Source organism: Pseudomonas sp. GW822-FHT06D10 (assembly GCF_058799535.1).
The window spans coordinates 169464-194474 of record NZ_JBXALN010000011.1 but is presented as its reverse complement, the minus strand read 5'-3'; the positions used below and the strand labels follow the sequence as shown (position 1 = coordinate 194474).

Below are 25011 nucleotides of genomic sequence, written 5' to 3'. Positions count from 1 at the left end.
CCCGAGCGACTCTACGCCTGCACCCTGCCTGCGACCTTTAGACCAATGGACGAGAACGGGCGCCTATGAAGCATCGGCGTTTTGCTAGCTACCTATGTATAATGCCGCCGCTGACCACAGAGTCACGACGGCCGAACGCTCTGCTACCGACAAAACAAGCCGAGAATGGCCGCCCAAAGCCGGGTTGTTACCGCAGCCCACCCGCTTGACGCTCGACTGATGCACCCAACATCACCGCGAAGAAACCTCGACATTCGGCTCATGGATGACCTTTGAACGAAAGCGCTTACCCGGCGCACCTCGAGTTTCTGCGCACGCTTTAGCAAAGAAGAGAGTTAATCCGAATATGCCCACCCGCTCGAAGATCATCTACACCTTCACCGACGAAGCCCCGGCCCTCGCCACCTATTCCCTGCTGCCTATCGTAGAAGCCTTCACCGCTTCGGCTGATATCGCCGTGGAAACCCGCGACATCTCCCTGGCCGGCCGCATCCTCGCCAGCTTCCCTGAGCAGTTGGGTACCAAAGCGGTGCCGGACCACCTTGCCGAACTGGGCGAGCTGGCGGTCACCCCAGAAGCCAACATCATCAAGCTGCCGAACATCAGCGCCTCGGTCCCGCAACTGCAAGCCGCGATCAAAGAGCTGCAGGCCCAGGGCTATGCGCTGCCGGACTACCCAGAAACCGTGACCTGCGACGCCGACAAAGACGCCAAGGCGCGTTACGACAAGGTCAAGGGCAGCGCCGTGAACCCGGTCCTGCGTGAAGGCAACTCCGATCGCCGCGCTCCGCTGTCGGTGAAGAACTATGCGCGCAAGCACCCGCACAAGATGGGCGCCTGGGCCAAGGACTCCAAGTCCCACGTTGCCCACATGAGCAACGGCGACTTCTACGGCAGCGAAAAAGCGGCCCTGATCGAAGCAGCCGACAGCGTCAAGATCGAACTGATCGCCCAGGACGGCACTGCCACCGTCCTGAAGGAAAAGACCGCCGTGCAAGCCGGCGAGATCCTCGACTGCGCCGTAATGAGCAAAAAGGCCCTGCGCGCCTTCATCGCCGCTGAAATCGAAGACGCCAAGAAGCAAGGCGTACTGCTCTCGGTACACCTCAAGGCCACCATGATGAAGGTCTCCGACCCGATCATGTTCGGCCAGATCGTTGCCGAGTTCTATCAGGATGCCCTGAGCAAGCACGCCACCGTACTGCAAGAAATCGGCTTCAACCTGAACAACGGCATCGGCGACCTGTACGCCCGCATCAAGGCCCTGCCGGCCGACCAGCAAGCTGCGATCGAAGCCGACATCCAGGCCGTCTACGCAGCCCGCCCTGCCCTGGCCATGGTCAACTCCGACAAAGGCATCACCAACCTGCACGTGCCGAGCGACGTGATCGTCGACGCCTCGATGCCTGCCATGATCCGTGACTCCGGCAAGATGTGGGGCACCGACGGCCAGCTGCACGACACCAAGGCCGTGATCCCGGACCGTTGCTACGCCACCATCTACCAGGCCGTGATCGAAGACTGCAAAGCCAATGGCGCGTTCGATCCGACCACCATGGGCAGCGTGCCGAACGTTGGCCTGATGGCGAAAAAAGCCGAAGAATACGGTTCCCACGACAAGACTTTCGAAATCAAGGCTGACGGCGTGGTTCGCGTCACCGACAGCAAAGGCAGCCTGCTGCTGGAGCAGAAAGTCGAAGCCGGCGACATCTTCCGCATGTGCCAGACCAAAGACGCGCCGATCCAGGACTGGGTCAAACTGGCGGTCAACCGTGCTCGCGCCAGCAGCACCCCGGCCATTTTCTGGCTGGACCCGATGCGTGCCCACGACGGCGTGATGATCGAGAAAGTTCAGGCCTACCTGAAGGATCACGACACCAGCGACCTGGACATCCGCATCATGTCCCCGGTCGAAGCCATGAAGTTCACCCTGTCCCGCACCCGCGACGGCAAGGACACCATCTCGGTGACCGGCAACGTACTGCGCGACTACCTGACCGACCTGTTCCCGATCATGGAACTGGGCACCAGCGCCAAGATGCTGTCGATCGTGCCGCTGATGAACGGCGGCGGCCTGTTCGAAACCGGCGCCGGCGGCTCGGCTCCCAAGCACGTACAGCAGCTGCTGGAAGAGAACTTCCTGCGCTGGGACTCCCTGGGTGAGTTCCTGGCCCTGGCCGCTTCCCTGGAGCACCTGGGCAACACCTACAACAACCCCAAAGCCCTGGTGCTGGCCAAGACCCTGGACCAGGCGACCGGCCAGTTCCTCGACAACAACAAGTCGCCATCGCGCAAGGTCGGCAACATCGACAACCGCGGCAGCCACTTCTACCTGGCGCTGTACTGGGCTCAAGCCCTGGCCGCCCAGACCGAGGACGCTGCCCTGCAAGCGCAGTTCAGCACCCTGGCCAAGACCCTGACCGAGAACGAAGCGACCATCGTCGCCGAGCTCAACGCCGTACAGGGCAAGCCCGTGGACATCGGTGGCTACTACAGCGCCAACCCCGAGCTGGTGAGCCAAGCCATGCGCCCGAGCGCCACCCTCAACGCGGCCATCGCTGCGCTGGTGTAAGCACGAGCGAACACACAAACCCCGGCCCCGCGCCGGGGTTTGTGCTTCTGGAGTCCGCAGCAACCGGCCTGTCGGCGAAACAGACAGCGCTCGCTTCGCCGGCAAGCCGGCTCCTACAATGTTCACCCTTTATAAAGGAGTGCCTTTATGGAATGGCAACCGCATATTACTGTCGCCACCATCGTCGAGGACCAGGGCAGCTTCCTGTTCGTCGAGGAATACCAGGGCGAACAAGCCGTGCTCAACCAGCCCGCCGGGCACCTGGATGCCAATGAAAGCCTGCTCCAGGCCGCCGTCCGCGAAACCCTGGAAGAAACCGGCTGGGACGTGGAGTTGACCGGCGTGGTCGGCATCTACCTCTACACCGCCCCCAGCAACGGCGTGACCTACCAGCGCGTGTGCTTTGCCGCCAAGCCACTGCGCCATCATCCGGACTATCAGTTGGATGACGGCATCATCGGCCCGCGCTGGCTGAGCCGCGAGCAACTGCTGGAGCAACGGGCCAACTGGCGCAGCGAGCTGATCCTGCAGTGCCTGGACGATTACCTGGATGGCCAGTTGCACAGCCTGGCACTGATCCGACCAATGCTTTAACCGCAGTTTTAGCCTTGCAGGCCTCAGCCTGTTAGAATCGCGTCCTTTTTCAAGACACCCGTTGAATTCCTATGCGTGATCCAGCCCCTTCTGATAACCAAAAGAAGCGCGTCATTGTCGGCATGTCCGGCGGCGTGGATTCTTCCGTTTCCGCCCTCCTGCTGATGGAGCAGGGTTACCAGGTGGAAGGCCTGTTCATGAAGAACTGGGAGGAAGACGACGGAACCGAATACTGCACCGCCATGGACGACCTGGCCGACGCCCAGGCCGTGTGCGACAAGATTGGCATCAAGCTGCACACCGCCAACTTCGCCGCCGAATACTGGGACAACGTGTTCGAGCACTTCCTGGCCGAATACAAGGCCGGCCGCACGCCGAACCCGGACATCCTCTGCAACCGCGAAATCAAGTTCAAGGCCTTCCTCGACTACGCCATGATGCTTGGCGCCGACCTGATCGCCACCGGCCACTATGTGCGCCGCCGCGACATCGATGGCCGCACCGAACTGCTCAAGGGCCTGGACCCGAACAAGGACCAGAGCTACTTCCTCCACGCCGTTGGCGGCGAACAGATCGCCAAGACCCTGTTCCCGGTAGGTGAGCTGGAAAAGCCCGAAGTGCGCGCCATTGCCGAAAAACAGGACCTGGCCACGGCGAAGAAGAAAGACTCCACCGGCATATGCTTTATCGGTGAGCGGCGCTTCAGCGACTTCCTCAAGCAATACCTGCCGGCCCAGCCCGGCGAGATCAAGACCACCGAAGGTGAAGTCATCGGCCGCCATCACGGTTTGATGTACCACACCATTGGCCAGCGTCAGGGCCTGGGCATCGGCGGCCTGAAAGACGCCGGCGAAGAGCCGTGGTACGTGCTGATCAAGGACCTGGAGCACAACGAGCTGATCGTGGGCCAGGGCAATGATCACCCCTGGCTGTTCTCCCGCGCCCTGCTGGCCTCCGACATCTATTGGGTCAACCCCATCGACCTGAGCCAGCCGCGACGCCTGACCGCCAAGGTGCGCTACCGCCAGAGCGACCAGCCCTGCACCCTGGAAAAGACCGCCAACGGCTACCGCGCCACCTTCGACGACCCACAGCGCGCCGTCACTCCCGGCCAGTCCGTGGTGTTCTACGACGGCGAGATCTGCCTCGGTGGCGGCGTGATCGAAGTGGCCGAACCCTGGAGCAGCAAGGACGCCCGTCCATGAGCCCGATTCAGGAACAACTGACGGCGCTGGGCGGTGTATTCCTGGCCGCCGTGCTGGTGGACCGGATCGCCAAGACCGGCCAGGTCAGCGAAGCGGCCTTGAGCTGCATGCTCGGCAGCCTGCTGATCCGCGACCCGAAAGACACCCTGGAAGTCTACGGCGGCGACGACATCAACCTGCGCGAGGGTTACCGGGCCCTGATCGGCGCCCTGGAGCGCGACCCCAGCACCCTGCAGCGCGAACCGCTGCGCTACGCTTTGTCGATGCTCGGCCTGGAGCGCCAGCTGGCCAAGCGCGACGACCTGCTGGAGACCATCGGCAAACGCCTGCCGCAGATCCAGTCCCAGGTAGAACATTTCGGTCCAGCTCACGAAAACGTCATCGCCGCGTGCGGCGGGCTGTACCAGGACACCCTGAGCACCCTGCGCCAGCGCATTCAGGTGCACGGCGACATGCGCAACCTGCAGCAGCCCAGCAATGCCTCGAAGATCCGCGCCCTACTGCTGGCCGGCATCCGCTCGGCACGCCTGTGGCGACAGCTGGGCGGCCATCGCTGGCAACTGGTGATCAGCCGGCGCAAATTGCTCAAAGAGCTTTATCCGTTGATGCGCAGCAGCTGAGCTGCGCCTGATTTTTCAAGAGCTGCGCGTAAGACGCTGGTCAGTTGGCAACGGACCGGCGGATATTTTCATGTATGATACGCGCCCCATTTCGTTGCCCGACTGTCCGAGAACACCCCATGCAGCTCTCTTCGCTCACTGCGGTTTCCCCTGTTGACGGCCGCTACGCCGGCAAAACCCAGGCCCTGCGCCCCATTTTCAGCGAATACGGCCTGATCCGTGCTCGCGTCCTCGTTGAAGTGCGCTGGCTCCAGCGCCTGGCCGCCCATAGCGCCATCAGCGAAGTGCCGGCGTTCTCCGCCGAAGCCAACGCCGTCCTCAATGCCCTGGCAGAGAACTTCTCGCTGGAGCACGCCGAGCGCGTCAAAGAGATCGAGCGCACCACCAACCACGACGTCAAGGCCATCGAGTACCTGCTCAAGGAGCAAGCTGCCAAGTTGCCTGAACTGGCCAACGTCAGTGAGTTCATCCACTTCGCCTGCACCAGCGAGGACATCAACAACCTGTCCCACGCCCTGATGCTGCGCGAAGGCCGTGATGAAGTGATGCTGCCGCTGATGCGCCAGACCGCCAACGCCATCCGCGAACTGGCGATCCGTTTCGCCGAAGTGCCGATGCTCTCGCGCACCCACGGCCAGCCGGCCTCGCCGACCACCCTGGGCAAGGAACTGGCCAACGTCGTTTACCGCCTGGAGCGCCAGATCGCCCAGGTCGCTGCCGTGCCGCTGCTGGGCAAGATCAACGGCGCCGTGGGCAACTACAACGCCCACCTGTCGGCCTACCCGGACATCGACTGGGAAGCCAACGCCCGCGCCTTCATCGAAGACGAACTGGGCCTGGCCTTCAACCCCTACACCACGCAGATCGAGCCGCACGACTACATCGCCGAGCTGTTCGACGCCATCGCCCGCTTCAACACCATCCTGATCGACTTCGATCGCGATATCTGGGGCTACATCTCCCTGGGCTACTTCAAGCAGCGCACCATCGCCGGCGAAATCGGTTCCTCGACCATGCCGCACAAGGTCAACCCGATCGACTTCGAAAACTCCGAAGGCAACCTGGGCATCGCCAACGCACTGTTCCAGCACCTGGCAAGCAAACTGCCGATCTCCCGCTGGCAGCGCGACCTGACTGACTCCACCGTGCTGCGCAACCTGGGCGTGGGCTTTGCTCACAGCGTGATTGCCTACGAGGCCAGCCTCAAGGGCATCAGCAAACTGGAGCTCAACGCCCAGAAAATCGCCGAAGACCTGGACGCCTGCTGGGAAGTCCTGGCCGAGCCGATCCAGACCGTGATGCGCCGCTACAACATCGAAAACCCCTACGAAAAGCTCAAGGAACTGACGCGCGGCAAGGGCATCAGCCCAGAAGCGCTGCAGACTTTCATCGACGGGCTGGACATGCCCGCCGCGGCCAAGGCCGAGCTGAAACAGCTCACCCCGGCCAGCTACATCGGTAATGCCGCAGCCCAGGCCAAGCGCATCTGACCGTTTGCTCGACCTTTTGACGCCCGGCCGCGCCGGGCGTTTTTATTCCTGCTAGAAAAGTACACTTTTTCAATAGGTTACACATGAATCCTGATATTCCTCTTCAACTTCTGGGCGGCATCACTGCACGGGAATTTCTGCGTGACTACTGGCAGAAGAAACCCCTGCTGATCCGTCAGGCCCTGCCTGACTTCGAAAGCCCGATCGAACCTGACGAACTGGCCGGCCTGGCCCTGGAAGAAGAAGTCGAATCGCGCCTGGTGATCGAGAACGGCGAGCGCCCATGGGAACTGCGCCGCGGCCCCTTCGCCGAAGACGAGTTCAGCAAGCTGCCGGAACGCGACTGGACCCTGCTGGTCCAGGCCGTGGACCAGTTCGTCCCGGAAGTCGCCGAGCTGCTGGAGCACTTCCGCTTCCTGCCGAGCTGGCGCATCGATGACGTGATGATCAGCTTCGCCGCACCTGGTGGTAACGTCGGCCCGCACTTCGACAACTACGACGTGTTCCTGCTGCAAGGCTTTGGTAAGCGCAACTGGAAGATCGGCCAGATGTGCGACTCCGAAAGCCCGCTGCTGCAGCACGCGGACCTGCGCATCCTCGCCGAATTCGAAGAAACCGAAAGCTGGGTCCTGGAGCCCGGCGACATGCTCTATCTGCCACCGCGCCTGGCCCACTATGGCGTTGCGGTGAACGATTGCATGACCTATTCGGTCGGTTTCCGCGCCCCGAGCGCCGCCGAAGTCCTGACCCACTTCACCGATTTCCTCGGCCAGTTCCTGCCGGACGAAGACCGCTACACCGACGCCGACGTGCAGCCGGCCAGCGACCCGCACCAGATCCAGCAGGACGCCCTCGACCGGCTCAAGGGCCTGCTGGCCGAGCACATGAGCGACGAGCGCCTGCTGCTGACCTGGTTCGGCCAGTTCATGACCGAACCACGCTACCCGGAACTGGTGACCGGACCCGAACTGGAAGAAGAAGACCTGCTGGGCAGCCTGGAACAGGGCGCGATCCTGATCCGCAACCCGAGCGCGCGCCTGGCCTGGTCGGAAGTGGATGAAGACCTGCTACTGTTCGCCAGCGGCCAAAGCCGCCTGCTTCCCGGTAAGCTGCGCGAACTGCTGAAAATGATTTGCGCCGCCGACGCCCTGCATATCGATAACCTCGGCCAGTGGCTGGCGGATGACGATGGGCGCGGCCTGTTGTGTGAACTGGTCAAGCAAGGGAGCCTGGGGTTTGCCGATGAATAAGATTCACGTACGTGTCGCAGACTGGCAAAAGGACAACGCCGAGATCCGGCGCATCCGTGAAGCCGTATTCATTGCCGAGCAATCGGTGCCGCCCGAACTGGAGTGGGATGCCGACGACGACAGCGCCGTGCACTTCCTGGCCTTCGAGGGCGACTTCCCCATCGGCACCGCTCGCCTGCTGCCCGACGGCCATGTGGGCCGGGTTTCGGTGCTCAAGGACTGGCGCGGCCTGAAGGTTGGCGACGCGCTGATGCGCGCGGTGATCGATGAAGCCGAAAAGCGCGGCCTGAAGCAGCAGATGCTCAGCGCCCAGGTCCAGGCCACGGCGTTCTATGAACGCCTGGGCTTCTCCATCGTCAGCGAGGAGTTCCTCGAAGCGGGCATTCCCCACGTCGACATGGTTCGCGGCGCCTGACCGACACACCGCTCGCGGCAACGGCCAGCCAAAACGCCCCGCCATCCCTCCTCCGGCAACTAAGCTGGAGACCAGGATGCCGGGGCGTTTTGCCGTGCGCGATTCAACTTGCCCCACCCAAAGCCGACAAAGTGTCAAACTCAAGGCTTTACGCCAGCTACTCGCGGAGATAACGGATATGTCCCTACGCACCCTGCTCACGACGCTGCTGCTGACCTTCAGCTGTTCGGTCATGGCCGCCACCGAGATCGTGCCCCTCAACAACCGCACCAGTGCCGACCTGCTGCCGGTGGCGCAGAACTTCCTCGGCAAGGACGGCAAGGTCAGCGCCTATGGCAACCAGCTGATCGTCAACGCCGAGCCGGGCAAGATCGCCGAACTGCGGGCTTTCATTGCGCAATTGGATACGGCGGCCAAGCGCCTGCTGATCACCGTCGATACCAATGAAAACAACTTCCAGGACAATCAGGGCTATTCGGTCAACGGTGCGCCCCAGACCCGAATCATCAATCGCAGCACCGAGAGCCGCGATGGCGGCATCCAACAGGTCCAGGCCAGCGAAGGCGTGCCGGCGCTGATCCAGGTCGGCCAGAGCGTGCCGTTGACCACCACCCAGACCGACCCCTACGGGCGCCTGCAGAACCAGACCCAGTACCGCAACGTCACCCAGGGTTTCTATGTCACCGCCAGCGTCACCGGCGAGACCGTGCACCTGAGCATCAGCACCAACCGTGACCGCATGAGCCAGGAACGTCCCGATGTAGTGAACGTGCAAAGTACCGACACGACTGTCAGCGGGCGCCTGGGCGAATGGATCACCCTGGCCGGGGTCAATCGCCAGACCCAGGCCGATAAACAGGGCCCGGGCCGCAGCTACTCGACTCAAGGACGGGATGACATGACCTTGCGCGTCAAGGTCGACGCCTTGGACTAAAGCACCAAAAACTGACTGATTAGTCGTATTAGACCAAAGATGTAGTGCTACAAAAAAAGCACTACAAAACATTTGACGAGCCAAAAAACCGCGGGCATGATGGCCTCGCTCCCGCTAATCAGGGGCCCTGGCAAGGGCCTTCGGATCGCCGCTCTAACCTACCCACCTGAGCCGATTCGTGTCTGTACCGCCCACAAGGTGTGTTTGACGAGATTGCGACTGGAACGAAGTTGTCCCGAGGGACGGAAGCGTAATTAGGTAGATCGGCAACACACTGATGGAACGCACCAAGGCCCACGACGCCGGCATGCGCCCCGCAGCTCGCCTTCACCTGCTCACTTTCCCCTCGAGCCCATCGTTCACCCGTCGCCATCCCCGCCAGACCCGACTTGACCGCCATAAGCTTCCTGGTCAGCGAGCAGCCTTTTACGCAGCGTTATGACGCGTGATCGGCGGAGCCGGAATTCTCCAACCAAGAACGACTTTTTACACAAGACGCGACGAGGTTTATCTCCATGGCACTGACACGCGAACAGCAAATTGCAGCCCTTGAAAAAGACTGGGCTGAAAACCCGCGCTGGAAAGGCGTGACTCGCACCTACTCCGCTGCCGACGTGGTCCGTCTGCGTGGCTCGGTTCAACCCGAGCACACCCTGGCACGCATGGGCGCCGAGAAGCTCTGGAACCTGGTCACCCAAGGTGCCAAGCCGTCCTTCCGTCCTGATAAAGATTTCGTCAACTGCATGGGCGCCCTGACCGGCGGCCAGGCTGTACAACAGGTTAAAGCCGGTATCCAGGCGATCTACCTGTCGGGCTGGCAAGTGGCTGCGGACAACAACTCCGCCGAATCCATGTACCCCGACCAGTCGCTGTACCCGGTGGACTCGGTTCCAACCGTGGTCAAGCGCATCAACAACTCGTTCCGTCGCGCCGACCAGATCCAGTGGAAAGCCGGCAAGAACCCGGGCGACGACGGCTACATCGACTACTTCGCACCGATCGTGGCCGACGCTGAAGCCGGTTTCGGCGGCGTACTGAACGCCTACGAGCTGATGAAGAGCATGATCGAAGCAGGCGCCGCCGGCGTTCACTTCGAAGACCAGCTGGCTTCCGTGAAGAAGTGCGGCCACATGGGCGGCAAGGTACTGGTGCCAACCCAGGAAGCCGTACAGAAGCTGACCGCTGCCCGCCTGGCGGCCGACGTTGCCGGCGTACCGACCATCATCCTGGCCCGTACCGACGCCAACGCTGCCGACCTGTTGACTTCCGACTGCGACCCGTACGACCAGCCATTCGTGACTGGCACCCGCACCCAGGAAGGCTTCTACAAAGTGAAAGCCGGCCTGGACCAGGCAATCGCCCGCGGCCTGGCTTACGCTCCGTACGCCGACCTGATCTGGTGCGAAACCGCCAAGCCGGACCTGGACGAAGCCCGTCGCTTCGCCGAGGCGATCAAGAAGGAATACCCGGACCAGATCCTGTCGTACAACTGCTCGCCTTCCTTCAACTGGAAGAAGAACCTGGACGATGCGACCATCGCCAAGTTCCAGCGCGAACTGTCCGCCATGGGCTACAAGCACCAGTTCATCACCCTGGCCGGCATCCACAACATGTGGCACAGCATGTTCAACCTGGCGCACGACTACGCCCGCAACGACATGACCGCCTACGTGAAACTGCAAGAGCAAGAGTTCGCTGACGCCGCCAAGGGCTACACCTTCGTGGCTCACCAGCAGGAAGTGGGCACCGGCTACTTCGACGACATGACCACCGTGATCCAGGGTGGCTCGTCCTCGGTAACCGCGCTGACCGGCTCCACCGAAGAAGAACAGTTCCACTGATTTAGGCCTCACGGCTTGATCGAGCGGCCAATGCAGACCCGGTAAAAACAACTGCATTGCTGTACAGCTGACGCCCCGACTGGTTCGGGGCGTTTTTTTTGCCCACCCCTCCTGTAGGAGCCGGCTTGCCGGCGAACCTCTACCCTGCGCGCCCTCCTCAAAAGCCTCGCCATGCCCGCCCCCTGCAAAAAAGCTGGCCAAACATTGATCCAGGGCGGTGTTAGCAAGGGCGAAAGAGGTTAAAAGGTGCGCCCCTGCTACTTGCAGTAACAGGGATATAACAAGCAACTTTCCCACTCCCCGAAGGAAAGCAGATTAAAACAGCCTCCAAACAATATTGATTATCATTTAGCAGTTGTAACTTTCGTTACAGCAGCTACAAAACATAATTAACAAAACCTCCCCTAATGCCCGCAGGCCGCGGCTTACGGGGCTACCGGGGTGAGCTATGTCCTTATTACGATAAACAATTTCGCTTTAGAAATTTTACTTGCCCGGTGTTTAGCCATAAAATCAGCGCGATTGATTGCGCTGCGACATATCGTCACTGCTTTATTTCTTTATCAAGCTCAGAGACTCTTGCTCTCTGTTAAGGATTACCAGCATGCCCGAAGCGACAGGACTCATGGCCCACAACTGGGGCTTTGCCATTTTCCTTCTGGGCGTTGTCGGCCTTTGCGCCTTCATGCTCGGCGTCTCCAGCCTCCTCGGGTCAAAAGCCTGGGGCCGCAGCAAAAACGAACCGTTCGAGTCCGGCATGCTACCTACCGGTGGCGCCCGCTTGCGGCTCTCAGCCAAATTCTATCTGGTCGCGATGCTCTTCGTGATCTTCGATATCGAAGCCCTCTTTCTCTTTGCCTGGTCTGTGTCCGTCCGCGAAAGCGGCTGGACCGGATTCGTCGAAGCTCTCGTTTTCATAGCAATTCTGTTGGCAGGTCTTGTCTACCTTTGGCGGGTGGGGGCTCTTGACTGGGCTCCGGAAGGTCGTCGTAAGCGGCAGGCGAAGCTAAAACAATGAGGCTTTGGCGATGCAATACAATCTCACCCGGATCGACCCCGATGCTCCTAACGATCAGTATCCGATCGGCGAACGGGAAACCGTTTCCGATCCGTTAGAGGATCAGGTCCACAAAAACATCTTCATGGGCAAGCTCGAAGACGTGCTGAGCGGCGCGGTCAACTGGGGGCGTAAGAACTCCCTGTGGCCGTACAACTTCGGCCTTTCCTGCTGCTACGTGGAAATGACCACCGCCTTCACGGCGCCCCACGACATCGCGCGCTTTGGCGCCGAGGTTATCCGGGCATCGCCGCGTCAGGCGGACTTCATGGTTATCGCCGGGACCTGCTTCATCAAGATGGCGCCGATCATCCAGCGTCTCTATGAGCAAATGCTCGAGCCAAAATGGGTTATCTCCATGGGTTCGTGCGCCAACTCCGGCGGCATGTACGACATCTACTCGGTAGTCCAGGGGGTGGACAAGTTCCTGCCCGTGGACGTCTACGTACCTGGCTGCCCGCCCCGCCCCGAAGCGTTCCTGCAAGGCCTGATGCTCTTGCAGGAATCCATTGGCCAGGAGCGTCGCCCACTTTCCTGGGTCGTCGGCGACCAAGGCGTGTATCGCGCCGAGATGCCGTCGCAAAAGGAACAGCGCCGCGAACAGCGTATACAGGTCACCAACCTGCGCAGCCCTGACGAAGTCTGATCCAGTTCTGTTCTTACAAAGAAACGAACCTGGCTTCACTCTTTACGTTGACCGAAAGCGATAAAAAACCATGACTACAGGCAGTGCTCTGTACATCCCGCCTTATAAGGCTGACGACCAGGATGTGGTCGTCGAACTCAATAACCGTTTTGGCCCTGAGGCGTTCACCGCCCAAGCCACCCGCACCGGCATGCCGGTGCTGTGGGTTACCCGCTCCAAGCTCGTTGAAATCCTGACCTTCCTGCGCAACCTGCCCAAGCCATACGTCATGCTCTATGACCTGCACGGCGTGGACGAGCGCCTGCGCACCAAGCGCCAGGGCCTGCCAGGTGCCGACTTCAGCGTGTTCTACCACTTGCTGTCGATCGAACGTAACAGCGACGTGATGATCAAGGTGGCCCTGTCCGAAGGCGACCTCAGCCTGCCCACCGTGACCGGTATCTGGCCTAATGCCAACTGGTACGAGCGTGAAGTCTGGGACATGTTCGGCATCGACTTCGCCGGCCACCCTCACCTCTCGCGGATCATGATGCCGCCGACCTGGGAAGGTCACCCGCTGCGCAAGGACTTCCCGGCCCGCGCCACCGAGTTCGACCCGTTCAGCCTGAACCTGGCCAAGCAGCAGCTGGAAGAAGAAGCCGCGCGCTTCCGTCCGGAAGACTGGGGCATGAAGCGTTCCGGTGCCAACGAGGACTACATGTTCCTCAACCTGGGCCCGAACCACCCTTCGGCCCACGGTGCCTTCCGCATCATCCTGCAGCTGGACGGTGAAGAGATCGTCGACTGCGTACCGGACATCGGCTACCACCACCGTGGTGCCGAGAAGATGGCCGAGCGTCAGTCCTGGCACAGCTTCATCCCTTACACCGACCGTATCGACTACCTCGGCGGGGTGATGAACAACCTGCCGTACGTGCTCTCGGTCGAGAAACTGGCCGGCATCAAGGTGCCGGAGAAGGTCGACGTCATCCGCATCATGATGGCCGAGTTCTTCCGGATCACCAGCCACCTGCTGTTCCTGGGCACCTACATCCAGGACGTCGGCGCCATGACCCCGGTGTTCTTCACCTTTACCGACCGTCAGCGCGCCTACACGGTGATCGAAGCCATCACCGGTTTCCGCCTGCACCCGGCCTGGTACCGCATCGGTGGCGTCGCCCACGACCTGCCGCGTGGCTGGGAAAAGCTGGTCAAGGACTTCGTCGAATGGCTACCCAAGCGCCTCGACGAATACACCAAGGCCGCCCTGCAGAACAGCATCCTCAAGGGCCGGACCATCGGCGTTGCCGCCTACAACACCAAGGAAGCCCTGGAGTGGGGCGTCACCGGTGCCGGCCTGCGCTCCACCGGTTGCGATTTCGACCTGCGCAAGGCCCGTCCGTACTCCGGCTACGAGAACTTCGAGTTCGAAGTCCCGCTGGCCGCCAACGGTGACGCCTATGACCGCTGCATGGTTCGCGTCGAGGAAATGCGCCAGAGCATCAAGATCATCGACCAGTGCCTGCGCAACATGCCGGAAGGCCCGTACAAGGCGGATCACCCGCTGACCACGCCGCCGCCCAAAGAGCGCACCCTGCAGCACATCGAAACCTTGATCACGCACTTCCTGCAAGTTTCGTGGGGCCCGGTGATGCCGGCCAACGAATCCTTCCAGATGATCGAAGCGACCAAGGGCATCAACAGTTATTACCTGACGAGCGATGGCGGCACCATGAGCTACCGCACCCGGATCCGTACCCCAAGCTTCGCCCACCTGCAGCAGATCCCTTCGGTGATCCGCGGCAGCATGGTCGCGGACTTGATCGCGTACCTGGGTAGTATCGACTTCGTTATGGCCGACGTGGACCGCTAAGCATGAACAGCACGCTTATCCAGACAGACCGTTTCGCCCTGAGCGAAACCGAGCGCTCGGCCATCGAGCACGAGATGCATCACTACGAGGACCCGCGCGCGGCGTCCATCGAAGCCCTGAAGATCGTCCAGAAGGAACGTGGCTGGGTGCCTGACGGCGCGGTCTACGCCATCGGCGAGATCCTCGGCATTCCTGCCAGCGACGTTGAAGGCGTGGCGACGTTCTACAGCCAGATCTTCCGCCAGCCAGTGGGCCGCCACATCATTCGCGTCTGCGACAGCATGGTCTGCTACATCGGCGGCCACGAATCCGTGGTCAGCCAGATCCAGAGCGAGCTGGGCATCGGCCTCGGCCAGACCACCGCCGACGGCCGCTTCACCCTGCTGCCGGTGTGCTGCCTGGGCAACTGCGACAAGGCCCCGGCGCTGATGATCGACGACGACACTTTCGGCGACGTGCAACCTGCTGGCGTGGCCAAACTGTTGGAGGGCTACGTATGACCCTGACCTCTTTCGGTCCTGCGAACCGCATTGCGCGCACCGCAGAAACCCATCCCCTGACCTGGCGCCTGCGCGACGACGGCGAGCCGGTCTGGTTCGACGAGTACCAGGCCAAGAACGGTTACGCGGCGGCCCGCAAGGCCTTCGCCGACCTGTCCCAGGACGACATCGTGCAGACCGTCAAGGATGCCGGCCTCAAGGGTCGCGGCGGTGCGGGCTTCCCCACCGGCGTGAAGTGGGGCCTGATGCCCAAAGACGAATCCATGAACATCCGCTACCTGCTGTGCAACGCGGACGAAATGGAGCCCAACACCTGGAAAGACCGCATGCTGATGGAGCAACTGCCCCATCTGCTGATCGAAGGCATGCTGATCAGTGCTCGCGCACTCAAGACCTACCGCGGCTATATCTTCCTGCGCGGCGAGTACACCACCGCCGCCAAGCACCTGCGTCGTGCCGTGGAAGAAGCCAAGGCCGCAGGCCTTCTGGGCAAGAACATCCTGGGCAGCGGCTTCGATTTCGAGCTGTTCGTCCACACCGGCGCCGGGCGTTACATCTGCGGTGAAGAAACCGCACTGATCAACTCCCTGGAAGGCCGTCGCGCCAACCCGCGCTCCAAGCCGCCCTTCCCTGCCGCCGTGGGCGTGTGGGGCAAGCCGACCTGCGTGAACAACGTCGAGACCCTGTGCAACGTGCCGGCGATCATCGGCGACGGCGTGGAATGGTACAAATCCCTGGCCCGCGAAGGCAGCGAAGACCACGGCACCAAGCTGATGGGCTTCTCCGGCAAAGTGAAGAACCCCGGCCTGTGGGAGCTGCCCTTCGGCGTGACCGCGCGCGAGCTGTTCGAGGACTACGCCGGCGGCATGCGCGACGGCTTCAAGCTCAAGTGCTGGCAGCCAGGCGGCGCCGGTACCGGCTTCCTGTTGCCCGAGCACCTGGACGCCCAGATGTATGCCGGCGGCATCGCCAAAGTGGGCACCCGCATGGGTACCGGCCTGGCCATGGCGGTGGACGACAGCATCAACATGGTGTCCCTGCTGCGCAACATGGAGCAGTTCTTCGCCCGCGAGTCCTGCGGCTTCTGCACACCGTGCCGCGACGGCCTGCCCTGGAGCGTCAAGCTGCTGATGGCCCTGGAAAAAGGCCAGGGCCAGCAAGGGGACATCGAGACCCTGCTGGGCCTGGTGGGTTTCCTCGGCCCAGGCAAGACCTTCTGTGCTCACGCACCGGGTGCCGTGGAGCCTTTGGGCAGCGCCATCAAGTATTTCCGTCCAGAGTTCGAAGCCGGCATCGCGCCCACCAGCGCCGCCGTCCCGCCTCTGGCCCGACCGATCGTAGTCGGCGCGTAACGCTTAAATGAGGGCGCCGGGTCCGTGCCCTGCGCTCGACGTGCGATGACGCCGTGAACGGCTGTGTTGATTCGCACGCATAACAAGATTCCATTAGCCACGCCCGCTGACACCGGGCCAACGAAGAACTTTGAACCATGGCCACTATCCACGTAGACGGCAAAGCGCTCGAAGTCGATGGGGCGGACAACCTGTTACAGGCTTGTCTGTCACTAGGCCTCGACATCCCTTATTTCTGCTGGCACCCCGCTCTCGGTAGCGTCGGTGCCTGTCGCCAGTGCGCGGTCAAGCAGTACACCGACGAGAACGACACCCGTGGTCGTATCGTCATGTCCTGCATGACCCCGGCCACCGACAACACCTGGATCTCCATCGACGATGAAGAATCCAAGGCGTTCCGCGCCAGTGTCGTCGAGTGGCTGATGACCAACCACCCCCACGACTGCCCGGTCTGTGAGGAAGGCGGTCACTGCCACCTGCAGGACATGACGGTGATGACCGGCCACAACGAGCGCCGTTATCGCTTCACCAAGCGTACCCACCAGAACCAGGACCTCGGCCCGTTCATTTCCCACGAGATGAACCGCTGCATCGCCTGCTATCGCTGTGTGCGCTTCTACAAGGACTACGCCGGCGGCACCGACCTGGGCGTCTACGGCGCCCACGACAACGTGTACTTCGGTCGCGTTGAAGACGGCACCCTGGAAAGCGAGTTCTCCGGCAACCTCACCGAGGTCTGCCCGACCGGTGTGTTCACCGACAAGACTCACTCCGAGCGCTACAACCGCAAGTGGGACATGCAGTTCTCGCCGAGCATCTGCCATGGCTGCTCCAGCGGTTGCAACATCTCCCCGGGCGAGCGCTACGGCGAGCTGCGCCGCATCGAGAACCGCTACAACGGTTCGGTGAACCAGTACTTCCTCTGCGACCGTGGCCGCTTCGGCTATGGCTACGTCAACCGCAAGGACCGTCCACGCCAGCCACGCCTGGCCGATGGCACCAAGCTGACCCTGGACCAGGCACTGGATCAGGCCGCAGACCTGCTGCGTGGCCGTAACATCGTCGGTATCGGTTCGCCCCGCGCCAGCCTGGAAAGCAACTACGCGTTGCAGGAACTGGTCGGTGCCGAGCACTTCTACTCCGGTATCGAAGCCTCCGAACTGGAGCGCATCCGCCTGGTTCTGCAGGTCCTGAACGACAGCCCGCTGCCGGTTCCGAACATGCGCGACATCGAAGACCACGACGCCGTCTTCGTTCTCGGTGAAGACCTGACCCAGACCGCCGCACGCATGGCCCTGGCCCTGCGCCAGTCGGTCAAGGGCAAGGCCGAGGAAATGGCCGATGCCATGCGCGTCCAGCCTTGGCTCGACGCTGCGGTGAAGAACATCGGCCAGCACGCGCTGAACCCGCTGTTCATCGCCAGCCTGGCTGAAACCAAGCTCGACGACGTGGCCGAGGAGTGTGTACACGCCGCTCCAGACGACCTGGCGCGCATCGGTTTTGCCGTGGCCCATGCCATCGACGCCAGCGCCCCTGCCGTGGAAGGCCTGGACAGCGAAGCCCTGGAACTGGCCAAGCGCATCGCCGATGCCCTGCTGGCAGCCAAGCGCCCGCTGATCATTTCCGGTACCTCCCTGGGCTCCAAGGCGCTGATCGAAGCCGCGGCCAACATTGCCAAGGCCTTGAAGCTGCGCGAGAAAGCCGGCTCCATCAGCCTGGTGGTGCCAGAGGCCAACAGCCTCGGCCTGGCCATGCTCGGCGGCGAATCCGTGGACGCCGCCCTGCAGGCGGTGATCGACGGCCGTGCCGACGCCATCGTGGTACTGGAAAACGACCTGTACACCCGCACCGACGCGGCCAAGGTGGATGCAGCGCTGAACGCGGCGAAGGTGGTGATCGTTGCCGATCATCAACAAACCGCTACCCTCGAGCGCGCGCACCTGGTGCTGTCGGCGGCGAGCTTTGCCGAAGGCGACGGTACCCTGGTCAGCCAGGAAGGTCGCGCCCAGCGCTTCTTCCAGGTCTTCGATCCGACCTACCTGGACGCCAGCATCATGGTCCACGAAGGCTGGCGCTGGCTGCACGCCCTGCGCAGCACCCTGCTGAACAAGCCGGTGGACTGGACCCAACTGGACCACGTGACCGCCGCCTGCGCCGCGAGCACGGCGCAACTGGCCAGCATCGTCGATGCCGCACCTTCCGCGGCGTTCCGCATCAAGGGCCTGAAACTGGCGCGCGAACCGCTGCGCTACAGTGGCCGTACCGCCATGCGCGCCAACCAGAGCGTGCACGAGCCACGTACCCCGCAAGATCCGGATACCGCCTTCGCCTACTCCATGGAAGGTTACTCGGGCTCCGTCGAACCGCGCTCGCAAGTGCCGTTCGCCTGGTCGCCGGGCTGGAACTCGCCACAGGCCTGGAACAAGTTCCAGGACGAAGTCGGTGGCCACCTGCGCGCCGGTGACCCGGGCACTCGCCTGATCGAAACCCAGGGCGACCGCCTCAACTGGTTCGCCAGCGTGCCACGGGCCTTCTCCCCGGCCCCGGGCACCTGGCAGGCCGTGCCGTTCTACCACCTGTTCGGCAGCGAGGAAAACTCTTCGAAAGCCGCTCCGGTGCAGGAGCGCATCCCGGCTCCGTACGTTGCTCTGGCTAAATCCGAAGCGGATCGCCTGGGTGTCAACGACGGTGCCCTGCTCGCGGTGAACGTGGCTGGCCAGACCCTGCGTCTGCCGCTGCGCATCAACGAAGAGCTGGGTGCTGGCCTGGTGGGCCTGCCTGCCGGCCTGGCGGGTATTCCTCCGGCAATCGCAGGCATTTCCGTTGATGGTCTGCAGGAGGCGGCACAATGAGTTGGTTTACCCCTGAAGTGATCGACGTGATCCTGACGGTCGTCAAGGCCATCGTCATCCTGCTGGCCGTAGTGATCGCCGGTGCGCTGCTGAGCTTCGTCGAACGTCGCCTGCTGGGCTGGTGGCAGGACCGTTACGGTCCGAACCGCGTTGGCCCGTTCGGCATGTTCCAGATCGCCGCCGACATGCTGAAGATGTTCTTCAAGGAAGACTGGACCCCGCCGTTTGCCGACAAGGTGATCTTCACCCTGGCACCGGTGGTGGCCATGTCCGCCCTGCTGATCGCCTTCGCGATCATCCCGATCACCCCGACCTGGGGCGTGGCGGATCTGAACATCGGCCTGCTGTTCTTCTTCGCCATGGCCGGTCTGTCGGTCTACGCGGTACTGTTCGCTGGCTGGTCGAGCAACAACAAGTTCGCCCTGCTCGGCAGCTTGCGTGCCTCGGCGCAGACCGTGTCCTACGAAGTGTTCATGGGCCTGGCCCTGATGGGCATCGTGGTACAGGTCGGCTCGTTCAACATGCGCGACATCGTCGAGTACCAGGCGCAGAACCTGTGGTTCATCATTCCGCAGTTCTTCGGCTTCTGTACCTTCTTCATCGCTGGCGTGGCCGTGACTCACCGTCACCCCTTCGACCAGCCGGAAGCGGAGCAGGAACTGGCCGACGGCTACCACATTGAATACGCCGGTATGAAATGGGGCATGTTCTTCGTCGGTGAATACATCGGCATCATCCTGATCTCGGCGCTGCTGGTCACCCTGTTCTTCGGTGGCTGGCACGGTCCGTTCGGCATCCTGCCGCAACTGTCCTTCGTCTGGTTCGCACTGAAGACCGCGTTCTTCATCATGCTGTTCATCCTGCTGCGCGCTTCCATCCCGCGTCCGCGTTATGACCAGGTGATGGACTTCAGCTGGAAATTCTGCCTGCCACTGACCCTGATCAATTTGCTGATAACCGCTGCGGTTGTGTTGTGGAACACACCTGCGGTTGCGGTTCAGTGAGGATTTGACCCATGTTCAAATATATTGGCGACATCGTTAAGGGTACTGGTACCCAGTTGCGCAGCCTGGTCATGGTCTTCGGCCATGGCTTTCGCAAGCGCGACACCTTGCAATACCCGGAAGAGCCGGTCTACCTGCCTCCACGCTACCGTGGCCGCATCGTCCTGACCCGCGACCCCGATGGCGAAGAGCGTTGCGTAGCCTGCAACCTGTGCGCCGTGGCCTGCCCCGTGGGTTGCATCTCGCTGCAGAAAGCTGAAACCGAAGACGGTCGCTGGTACCCGGACTTCTTCCGCATCAACTTCTCGCGCTGCATTTTCTGTGGCCTCTGCGAGGAAGCCTGCCCGACCACCGCGATCCAGCTGACACCGGATTTCGAGATGGCCGAGTTCAAACGTCAGGACCTGGTTTACGAGAAAGAAGATCTGCTGATCTCCGGTCCCGGAAAGAACCCTGATTACAACTTCTATCGTGTTGCAGGTATGGCCATTGCCGGTAAGCCAAAAGGCTCCGCGCAGAATGAAGCCGAGCCGATCAACGTGAAGAGCTTGCTGCCTTAAGGAAGAAAGATGGAATTCGCTTTCTATTTCGCGTCAGGTGTTGCGGTTGTCTCCACACTCCGTGTGGTCACCAATACCAACCCTGTGCACGCCCTGCTCTACCTGATCATTTCGCTGATCGCCGTGGCCATGACCTTCTTCAGCCTTGGCGCGCCGTTCGCCGGTGCCCTGGAAGTGATCGCCTACGCCGGTGCCATCATGGTGCTGTTCGTGTTCGTGGTGATGATGCTGAACCTCGGCCCGGCCGCGGCTCAGCAAGAGCGCATCTGGCTCACGCCCGGCATCTGGATCGGCCCGGTCATCCTGGCCGCGCTGCTGCTGGCTGAACTGCTGTACGTACTGTTCAGCCATCAGAGCGGTGCCGGTATCGGTCAAACCACCGTCAGCGCCAAGGCCGTGGGCATCAGCCTGTTCGGCCCTTACCTGCTGGTGGTCGAACTCGCCTCGATGCTGCTGCTTGCCGCGGCCGTCACGGCGTTCCACTTGGGCCGCAACGAGGCGAAGGAGTAATACGATGCCTACTATCTCTCTCGGTACTATCCCGATGGAACATGGCCTGGCGGTTGCCGGTATCCTGTTCTGCCTCGGTCTGGTCGGCCTGATGGTCCGCCGTAACATTCTCTTCGTGTTGATGAGCCTGGAAGTGATGATGAACGCCTCTGCACTGGCCTTCATCGTTGCGGGCGCCCGCTGGGCGCAGCCGGATGGACAAGTGATGTTCATCCTGGTGATCAGCCTGGCAGCCGCCGAGGCCAGTATCGGCCTGGCGATCCTGCTGCAGCTGTACCGCCGCTTCCACACTCTCGATATCGATGCAGCCAGCGAGATGCGCGGATGAACCTTCTCTTTCTGACTTTCGTATTCCCCCTGATCGGTTTCCTGCTGCTGTCGTTCTCCCGTGGACGCCTCTCGGAAAACCTCTCGGCCCTGATCGGTGTCGGCTCCATTGGCCTCTCGGCCATCGTTGCTGCCTACGTGATCTGGCAATTCAACGTCGCGCCGCCCGAGGGTGGCCACTACACCCAGGTGCTGTGGCAGTGGATGTCGGTGGACGGTTTCGCGCCGAACTTCGCCCTGTACCTGGATGGTCTGTCCGTGACCATGCTGGGTGTGGTGGTGGGCGTGGGCTTTTTGATCCACTTGTTCGCGTCCTGGTACATGCGTGGTGAAGCCGGCTACTCGCGCTTCTTCGCCTACACCAACCTGTTTATCGCCAGCATGCTGTTCCTGGTACTGGGCGATAACCTGCTGTTCCTGTACTTCGGCTGGGAAGGCGTGGGCCTGTGCTCCTACCTGTTGATCGGTTTCTACTACAGCAACCGCAACAACGGTAACGCCGCACTCAAGGCCTTCATCGTCACCCGTATCGGCGACGTGTTCATGGCCATCGGCCTGTTCATCCTGTTCCAACAGGTGGGCACGCTGAACGTCCAGGAACTGCTGGTGCTGGCCCCGCAGAAATTCCAGGCCGGCGACTTCTGGATCACCCTGGCAACCCTGATGCTGCTGGGTGGCGCCGTGGGTAAATCTGCCCAGTTGCCACTGCAGACCTGGCTGGCGGACGCGATGGCCGGCCCGACCCCGGTTTCGGCACTGATCCACGCCGCAACCATGGTCACCGCCGGTGTCTACCTGATCGCCCGTACCCACGGCCTGTTCACCCTGGCGCCGGAAATCCTGCACCTGGTGGGCCTGGTCGGCGGCGTGACCCTGGTACTGGCCGGTTTCGCCGCGCTGGTGCAGACCGACATCAAGCGGATCCTCGCCTACTCCACCATGAGCCAGATCGGCTACATGTTCCTGGCCCTGGGCGTTGGCGCCTGGGACGGCGCGATCTTCCACCTGATGACCCACGCCTTCTTCAAGGCCCTGCTGTTCCTTGCTTCCGGTGCGGTGATCGTTGCCTGCCACCACGAGCAGAACATCTTCAAGATGGGCGGCCTGTGGAAGAAACTGCCTCTGGCCTACGCCAGCTTCATCGTCGGCGGCGCGGCCCTGGCGGCCCTGCCTCTGGTGACCGCAGGCTTCTACTCCAAGGACGAGATCCTCTGGGAAGCCTTCGCCAGCGGCAACCATGGCCTGCTGTACGCCGGCCTGGTGGGTGCGTTCATGACCTCGCTGTACACCTTCCGCCTGATCTTCATCACCTTCCACGGTGAAGCCAAGACCGAAGCCCACGCCGGCCACGGGATCTCCCACTGGCTGCCGCTGGTGGTGCTGATCGTGCTGTCCACTGCGATCGGCGCGATGATCACCCCGCCCCTGCATGGCGTGCTGCCGCAAAGCGTCGGCCATGCCGGTGGCGAAGCCAAGCACAGCCTGGAAATCGCCTCGGGTGCCATCGCCCTGGCCGGTATCCTGCTGGCCGCCCTGTTGTTCCTTGGCAAGCGTCGCGTTGTGACCGCCATCGCCAACAGCGGCATCGGGCGTCTGCTCTCGGCCTGGTGGTTCGCCGCCTGGGGCTTCGACTGGATCTACGACAAACTGTTCGTCAAGCCATACCTGGCCATCAGCCACGTACTGCGCAAGGACCCGCTCGATCAGACCATCGGTTTGATCCCGCGTATGGCCAAGGGGGGGCACACCTCCCTGAGCCGTACCGAGACCGGTCAACTGCGTTGGTACGCCGCCTCGATGGCAGCCGGTGCCGTGCTGGTCATCGGCGCCATTGTGCTGGTAGCGGTCTGATATGAACCTTGCGAACTTGCGAAAGGAATTGAGCCCGTCATGATTCTGCCTTGGCTAATCCTGATCCCCTTCATCGGCGGCCTGCTGTGCTGGCTGGGTGAGCGCTTCGGCGCCACCCTCCCCCGCTGGATTGCGCTGTTGACCATGACCCTGGAACTCGCCCTCGGCCTCTGGCTGTGGGCCCACGGTAACTATTCATTTGCTCCGGCGCCTGGCGCCGATCCAACTTGGGCCATCGAGTTCAAGCACGTCTGGATCGAGCGCTTCGGCATCAACGTGCACCTGGCGCTGGACGGCCTGTCGCTGCTGATGATCCTGCTGACCGGCCTGCTGGGTATCCTCTCGGTACTCTGCTCCTGGAAAGAGATCCAGCGCCACGTGGGCTTCTTCCACCTGAACCTGATGTGGATCCTGGGCGGCGTTGTCGGCGTGTTCCTGGCGCTGGACCTGTTCATGTTCTTCTTCTTCTGGGAAATGATGCTGGTGCCGATGTACTTCCTCATCGCGCTCTGGGGTCACAGCTCGGCAGACGGCAAGAAAACCCGGATCTACGCAGCGACCAAGTTCTTCATCTTCACTCAGGCTTCCGGCCTGATCATGCTGGTGGCGATCCTGGGCCTGGTGCTGGTGAACTTCAACAACACCGGGGTCATCACCTTCGATTACGCCCAGTTGCTGAAGACCAAGATGTCCACCGCCACCGAGTACATCCTGATGCTCGGCTTCTTCATCGCCTTCGCGGTGAAGCTGCCCGTGGTGCCATTCCACTCCTGGCTGCCTGACGCTCACGCCCAGGCACCGACCGCCGGTTCCGTGGACCTGGCGGGCATCCTGCTGAAGACGGCGGCCTACGGCCTGCTGCGTTTCGCCCTGCCACTGTTCCCCAACGCCTCGGCAGAGTTCGCACCGATCGCCATGACCCTGGGTCTGGTCGGGATCTTCTACGGTGCCTTCCTGGCCTTCGCCCAGACCGACATCAAGCGCCTGATCGCCTTCTCCAGCGTTTCCCACATGGGCTTCGTGCTGATCGGGATCTACTCCGGCAGCCAGCAGGCCCTGCAGGGCGCGGTGATCCAGATGCTGGCCCACGGTGTTTCGGCAGCCGCGCTGTTTATCCTCAGCGGCCAGCTGTACGAGCGCACCCATACCCGCGACATGCGTGAAATGGGCGGCCTGTGGTCACGTATCGCCTACCTGCCGGCCATCAGCCTGTTCTTTGCAGCCGCCTCCCTGGGCCTGCCGGGCACCGGCAACTTCGTCGGCGAGTTCCTGATCCTGATCGGCACCTTCGTCAGCGCTCCATGGATCACCGCGATCGCGACTTCGGGCCTGGTGTTCGGCTCGGTCTACTCGCTGATCATGATCCACCGTGCCTACTTCGGCCCGTCCAAGTCGGACGCGGTGCTGCACGGCATGGATGCTCGCGAACTGATCATGGTGCTGGGGCTGGCGGTACTGCTGATCTACATCGGCGTGTACCCGCAACCGTTCCTCGATACCTCTGCCGCCACCATGCATGGCGTGCAGCAATGGCTCAGCACCGCCTTCACTCAACTCGCTTCGGCCCGGTAAGAGCGCT

21 protein-coding genes are annotated in these 25011 nt (G+C 62.0%); all 21 read left to right on the top strand.

Annotated features, from left to right (window positions below):
• The first annotated feature begins 346 nt into the window (after positions 1-346).
• The 21 genes from AC1RL5_RS29555 to nuoM all read left to right on the top strand — a co-directional run bounded on the left by AC1RL5_RS29555 (position 347) and on the right by nuoM (position 25004).
• On the top strand, positions 347-2572 hold the full coding sequence (locus AC1RL5_RS29555) for an NADP-dependent isocitrate dehydrogenase (RefSeq protein WP_072452739.1): 2226 nt from the start codon (positions 347-349) through the stop codon (positions 2570-2572).
• 147 nt (positions 2573-2719) lie between these two features.
• Entirely contained in the window at positions 2720-3166 is a 447-nt protein-coding gene (locus tag AC1RL5_RS29550; protein ID WP_053152686.1) for an NUDIX hydrolase, read from the top strand.
• Positions 3167-3237: 71 nt separating this feature from the next.
• Positions 3238-4371 carry a tRNA 2-thiouridine(34) synthase MnmA gene (gene mnmA, locus AC1RL5_RS29545; protein WP_492590006.1) on the top strand — a complete coding sequence of 378 codons (1134 nt, stop codon included), beginning with the start codon at positions 3238-3240 and terminating at the stop codon, positions 4369-4371.
• Positions 4368-4991, top strand: a complete 624-nt coding sequence (gene hflD, locus AC1RL5_RS29540; RefSeq protein WP_011062179.1) for a high frequency lysogenization protein HflD — start codon at positions 4368-4370, stop codon at positions 4989-4991. The genes mnmA and hflD overlap by 4 nt, the downstream gene beginning before the upstream one ends.
• 119 nt (positions 4992-5110) lie before the next feature.
• On the top strand, positions 5111-6481 hold the full coding sequence (purB, locus tag AC1RL5_RS29535) for an adenylosuccinate lyase (protein ID WP_019092906.1): 1371 nt from the start codon (positions 5111-5113) through the stop codon (positions 6479-6481).
• Positions 6482-6564: 83 nt separating this feature from the next.
• The gene (locus AC1RL5_RS29530; protein ID WP_015636294.1) at positions 6565-7731 is read left to right on the top strand and encodes a ribosomal protein uL16 3-hydroxylase; all 1167 of its coding nucleotides are present in this window, start codon (positions 6565-6567) and stop codon (positions 7729-7731) included.
• Positions 7724-8146 carry a GNAT family N-acetyltransferase gene (locus tag AC1RL5_RS29525; RefSeq protein WP_011062182.1) on the top strand — a complete coding sequence of 141 codons (423 nt, stop codon included), beginning with the start codon at positions 7724-7726 and terminating at the stop codon, positions 8144-8146. The genes AC1RL5_RS29530 and AC1RL5_RS29525 overlap by 8 nt, the downstream gene beginning before the upstream one ends.
• 178 nt (positions 8147-8324) lie before the next feature.
• Positions 8325-9080 carry a secretin N-terminal domain-containing protein gene (locus AC1RL5_RS29520; RefSeq protein ID WP_072452737.1) on the top strand — a complete coding sequence of 252 codons (756 nt, stop codon included), beginning with the start codon at positions 8325-8327 and terminating at the stop codon, positions 9078-9080.
• A gap of 515 nt (positions 9081-9595) precedes the next feature.
• Positions 9596-10921 (top strand): isocitrate lyase, encoded by a 1326-nt coding sequence (gene aceA, locus AC1RL5_RS29515; protein ID WP_011062184.1) that lies wholly within the window; start codon positions 9596-9598, stop codon positions 10919-10921.
• Between the two features lie 604 nt (positions 10922-11525).
• Entirely contained in the window at positions 11526-11939 is a 414-nt protein-coding gene (locus AC1RL5_RS29510) for an NADH-quinone oxidoreductase subunit A (protein ID WP_011062185.1), read from the top strand.
• A 10-nt stretch (positions 11940-11949) separates the two neighbouring features.
• Complete coding sequence (locus AC1RL5_RS29505) at positions 11950-12624, top strand: NuoB/complex I 20 kDa subunit family protein (RefSeq protein ID WP_011062186.1); 675 nt, start codon at positions 11950-11952, stop codon at positions 12622-12624.
• 70 nt (positions 12625-12694) lie between these two features.
• Positions 12695-14476 carry an NADH-quinone oxidoreductase subunit C/D gene (nuoC, locus tag AC1RL5_RS29500; protein ID WP_492584113.1) on the top strand — a complete coding sequence of 594 codons (1782 nt, stop codon included), beginning with the start codon at positions 12695-12697 and terminating at the stop codon, positions 14474-14476.
• 2 nt (positions 14477-14478) lie between these two features.
• Positions 14479-14976 carry an NADH-quinone oxidoreductase subunit NuoE gene (gene nuoE / locus AC1RL5_RS29495; RefSeq protein ID WP_011062188.1) on the top strand — a complete coding sequence of 166 codons (498 nt, stop codon included), beginning with the start codon at positions 14479-14481 and terminating at the stop codon, positions 14974-14976.
• The gene (gene nuoF, locus AC1RL5_RS29490) at positions 14973-16328 is read left to right on the top strand and encodes an NADH-quinone oxidoreductase subunit NuoF (RefSeq protein ID WP_011062189.1); all 1356 of its coding nucleotides are present in this window, start codon (positions 14973-14975) and stop codon (positions 16326-16328) included. Before nuoE ends, nuoF begins: the two co-directional genes overlap by 4 nt.
• Before the next feature lie 137 nt (positions 16329-16465).
• Positions 16466-19180: an NADH-quinone oxidoreductase subunit NuoG gene (gene nuoG, locus AC1RL5_RS29485; RefSeq protein WP_072452733.1), complete on the top strand. Its 2715-nt coding sequence runs from the start codon at positions 16466-16468 to the stop codon at positions 19178-19180.
• Positions 19177-20184 (top strand): NADH-quinone oxidoreductase subunit NuoH, encoded by a 1008-nt coding sequence (gene nuoH, locus AC1RL5_RS29480; RefSeq protein ID WP_011062191.1) that lies wholly within the window; start codon positions 19177-19179, stop codon positions 20182-20184. The genes nuoG and nuoH overlap by 4 nt, the downstream gene beginning before the upstream one ends.
• 11 nt (positions 20185-20195) lie before the next feature.
• Positions 20196-20744, top strand: a complete 549-nt coding sequence (nuoI, locus tag AC1RL5_RS29475) for an NADH-quinone oxidoreductase subunit NuoI (RefSeq protein WP_003223795.1) — start codon at positions 20196-20198, stop codon at positions 20742-20744.
• Between the two features lie 9 nt (positions 20745-20753).
• Positions 20754-21254: an NADH-quinone oxidoreductase subunit J gene (nuoJ, locus tag AC1RL5_RS29470; protein ID WP_011062192.1), complete on the top strand. Its 501-nt coding sequence runs from the start codon at positions 20754-20756 to the stop codon at positions 21252-21254.
• 4 nt (positions 21255-21258) lie between these two features.
• Positions 21259-21582 carry an NADH-quinone oxidoreductase subunit NuoK gene (gene nuoK / locus AC1RL5_RS29465; protein WP_011062193.1) on the top strand — a complete coding sequence of 108 codons (324 nt, stop codon included), beginning with the start codon at positions 21259-21261 and terminating at the stop codon, positions 21580-21582.
• Entirely contained in the window at positions 21579-23432 is a 1854-nt protein-coding gene (gene nuoL, locus AC1RL5_RS29460) for an NADH-quinone oxidoreductase subunit L (protein WP_011062194.1), read from the top strand. Before nuoK ends, nuoL begins: the two co-directional genes overlap by 4 nt.
• 39 nt (positions 23433-23471) lie before the next feature.
• A complete protein-coding gene (gene nuoM / locus AC1RL5_RS29455; protein WP_015636298.1) occupies positions 23472-25004 on the top strand; it encodes an NADH-quinone oxidoreductase subunit M in 1533 nt (510 codons plus the stop codon).
• Positions 25005-25011: the final 7 nt, after the last annotated feature.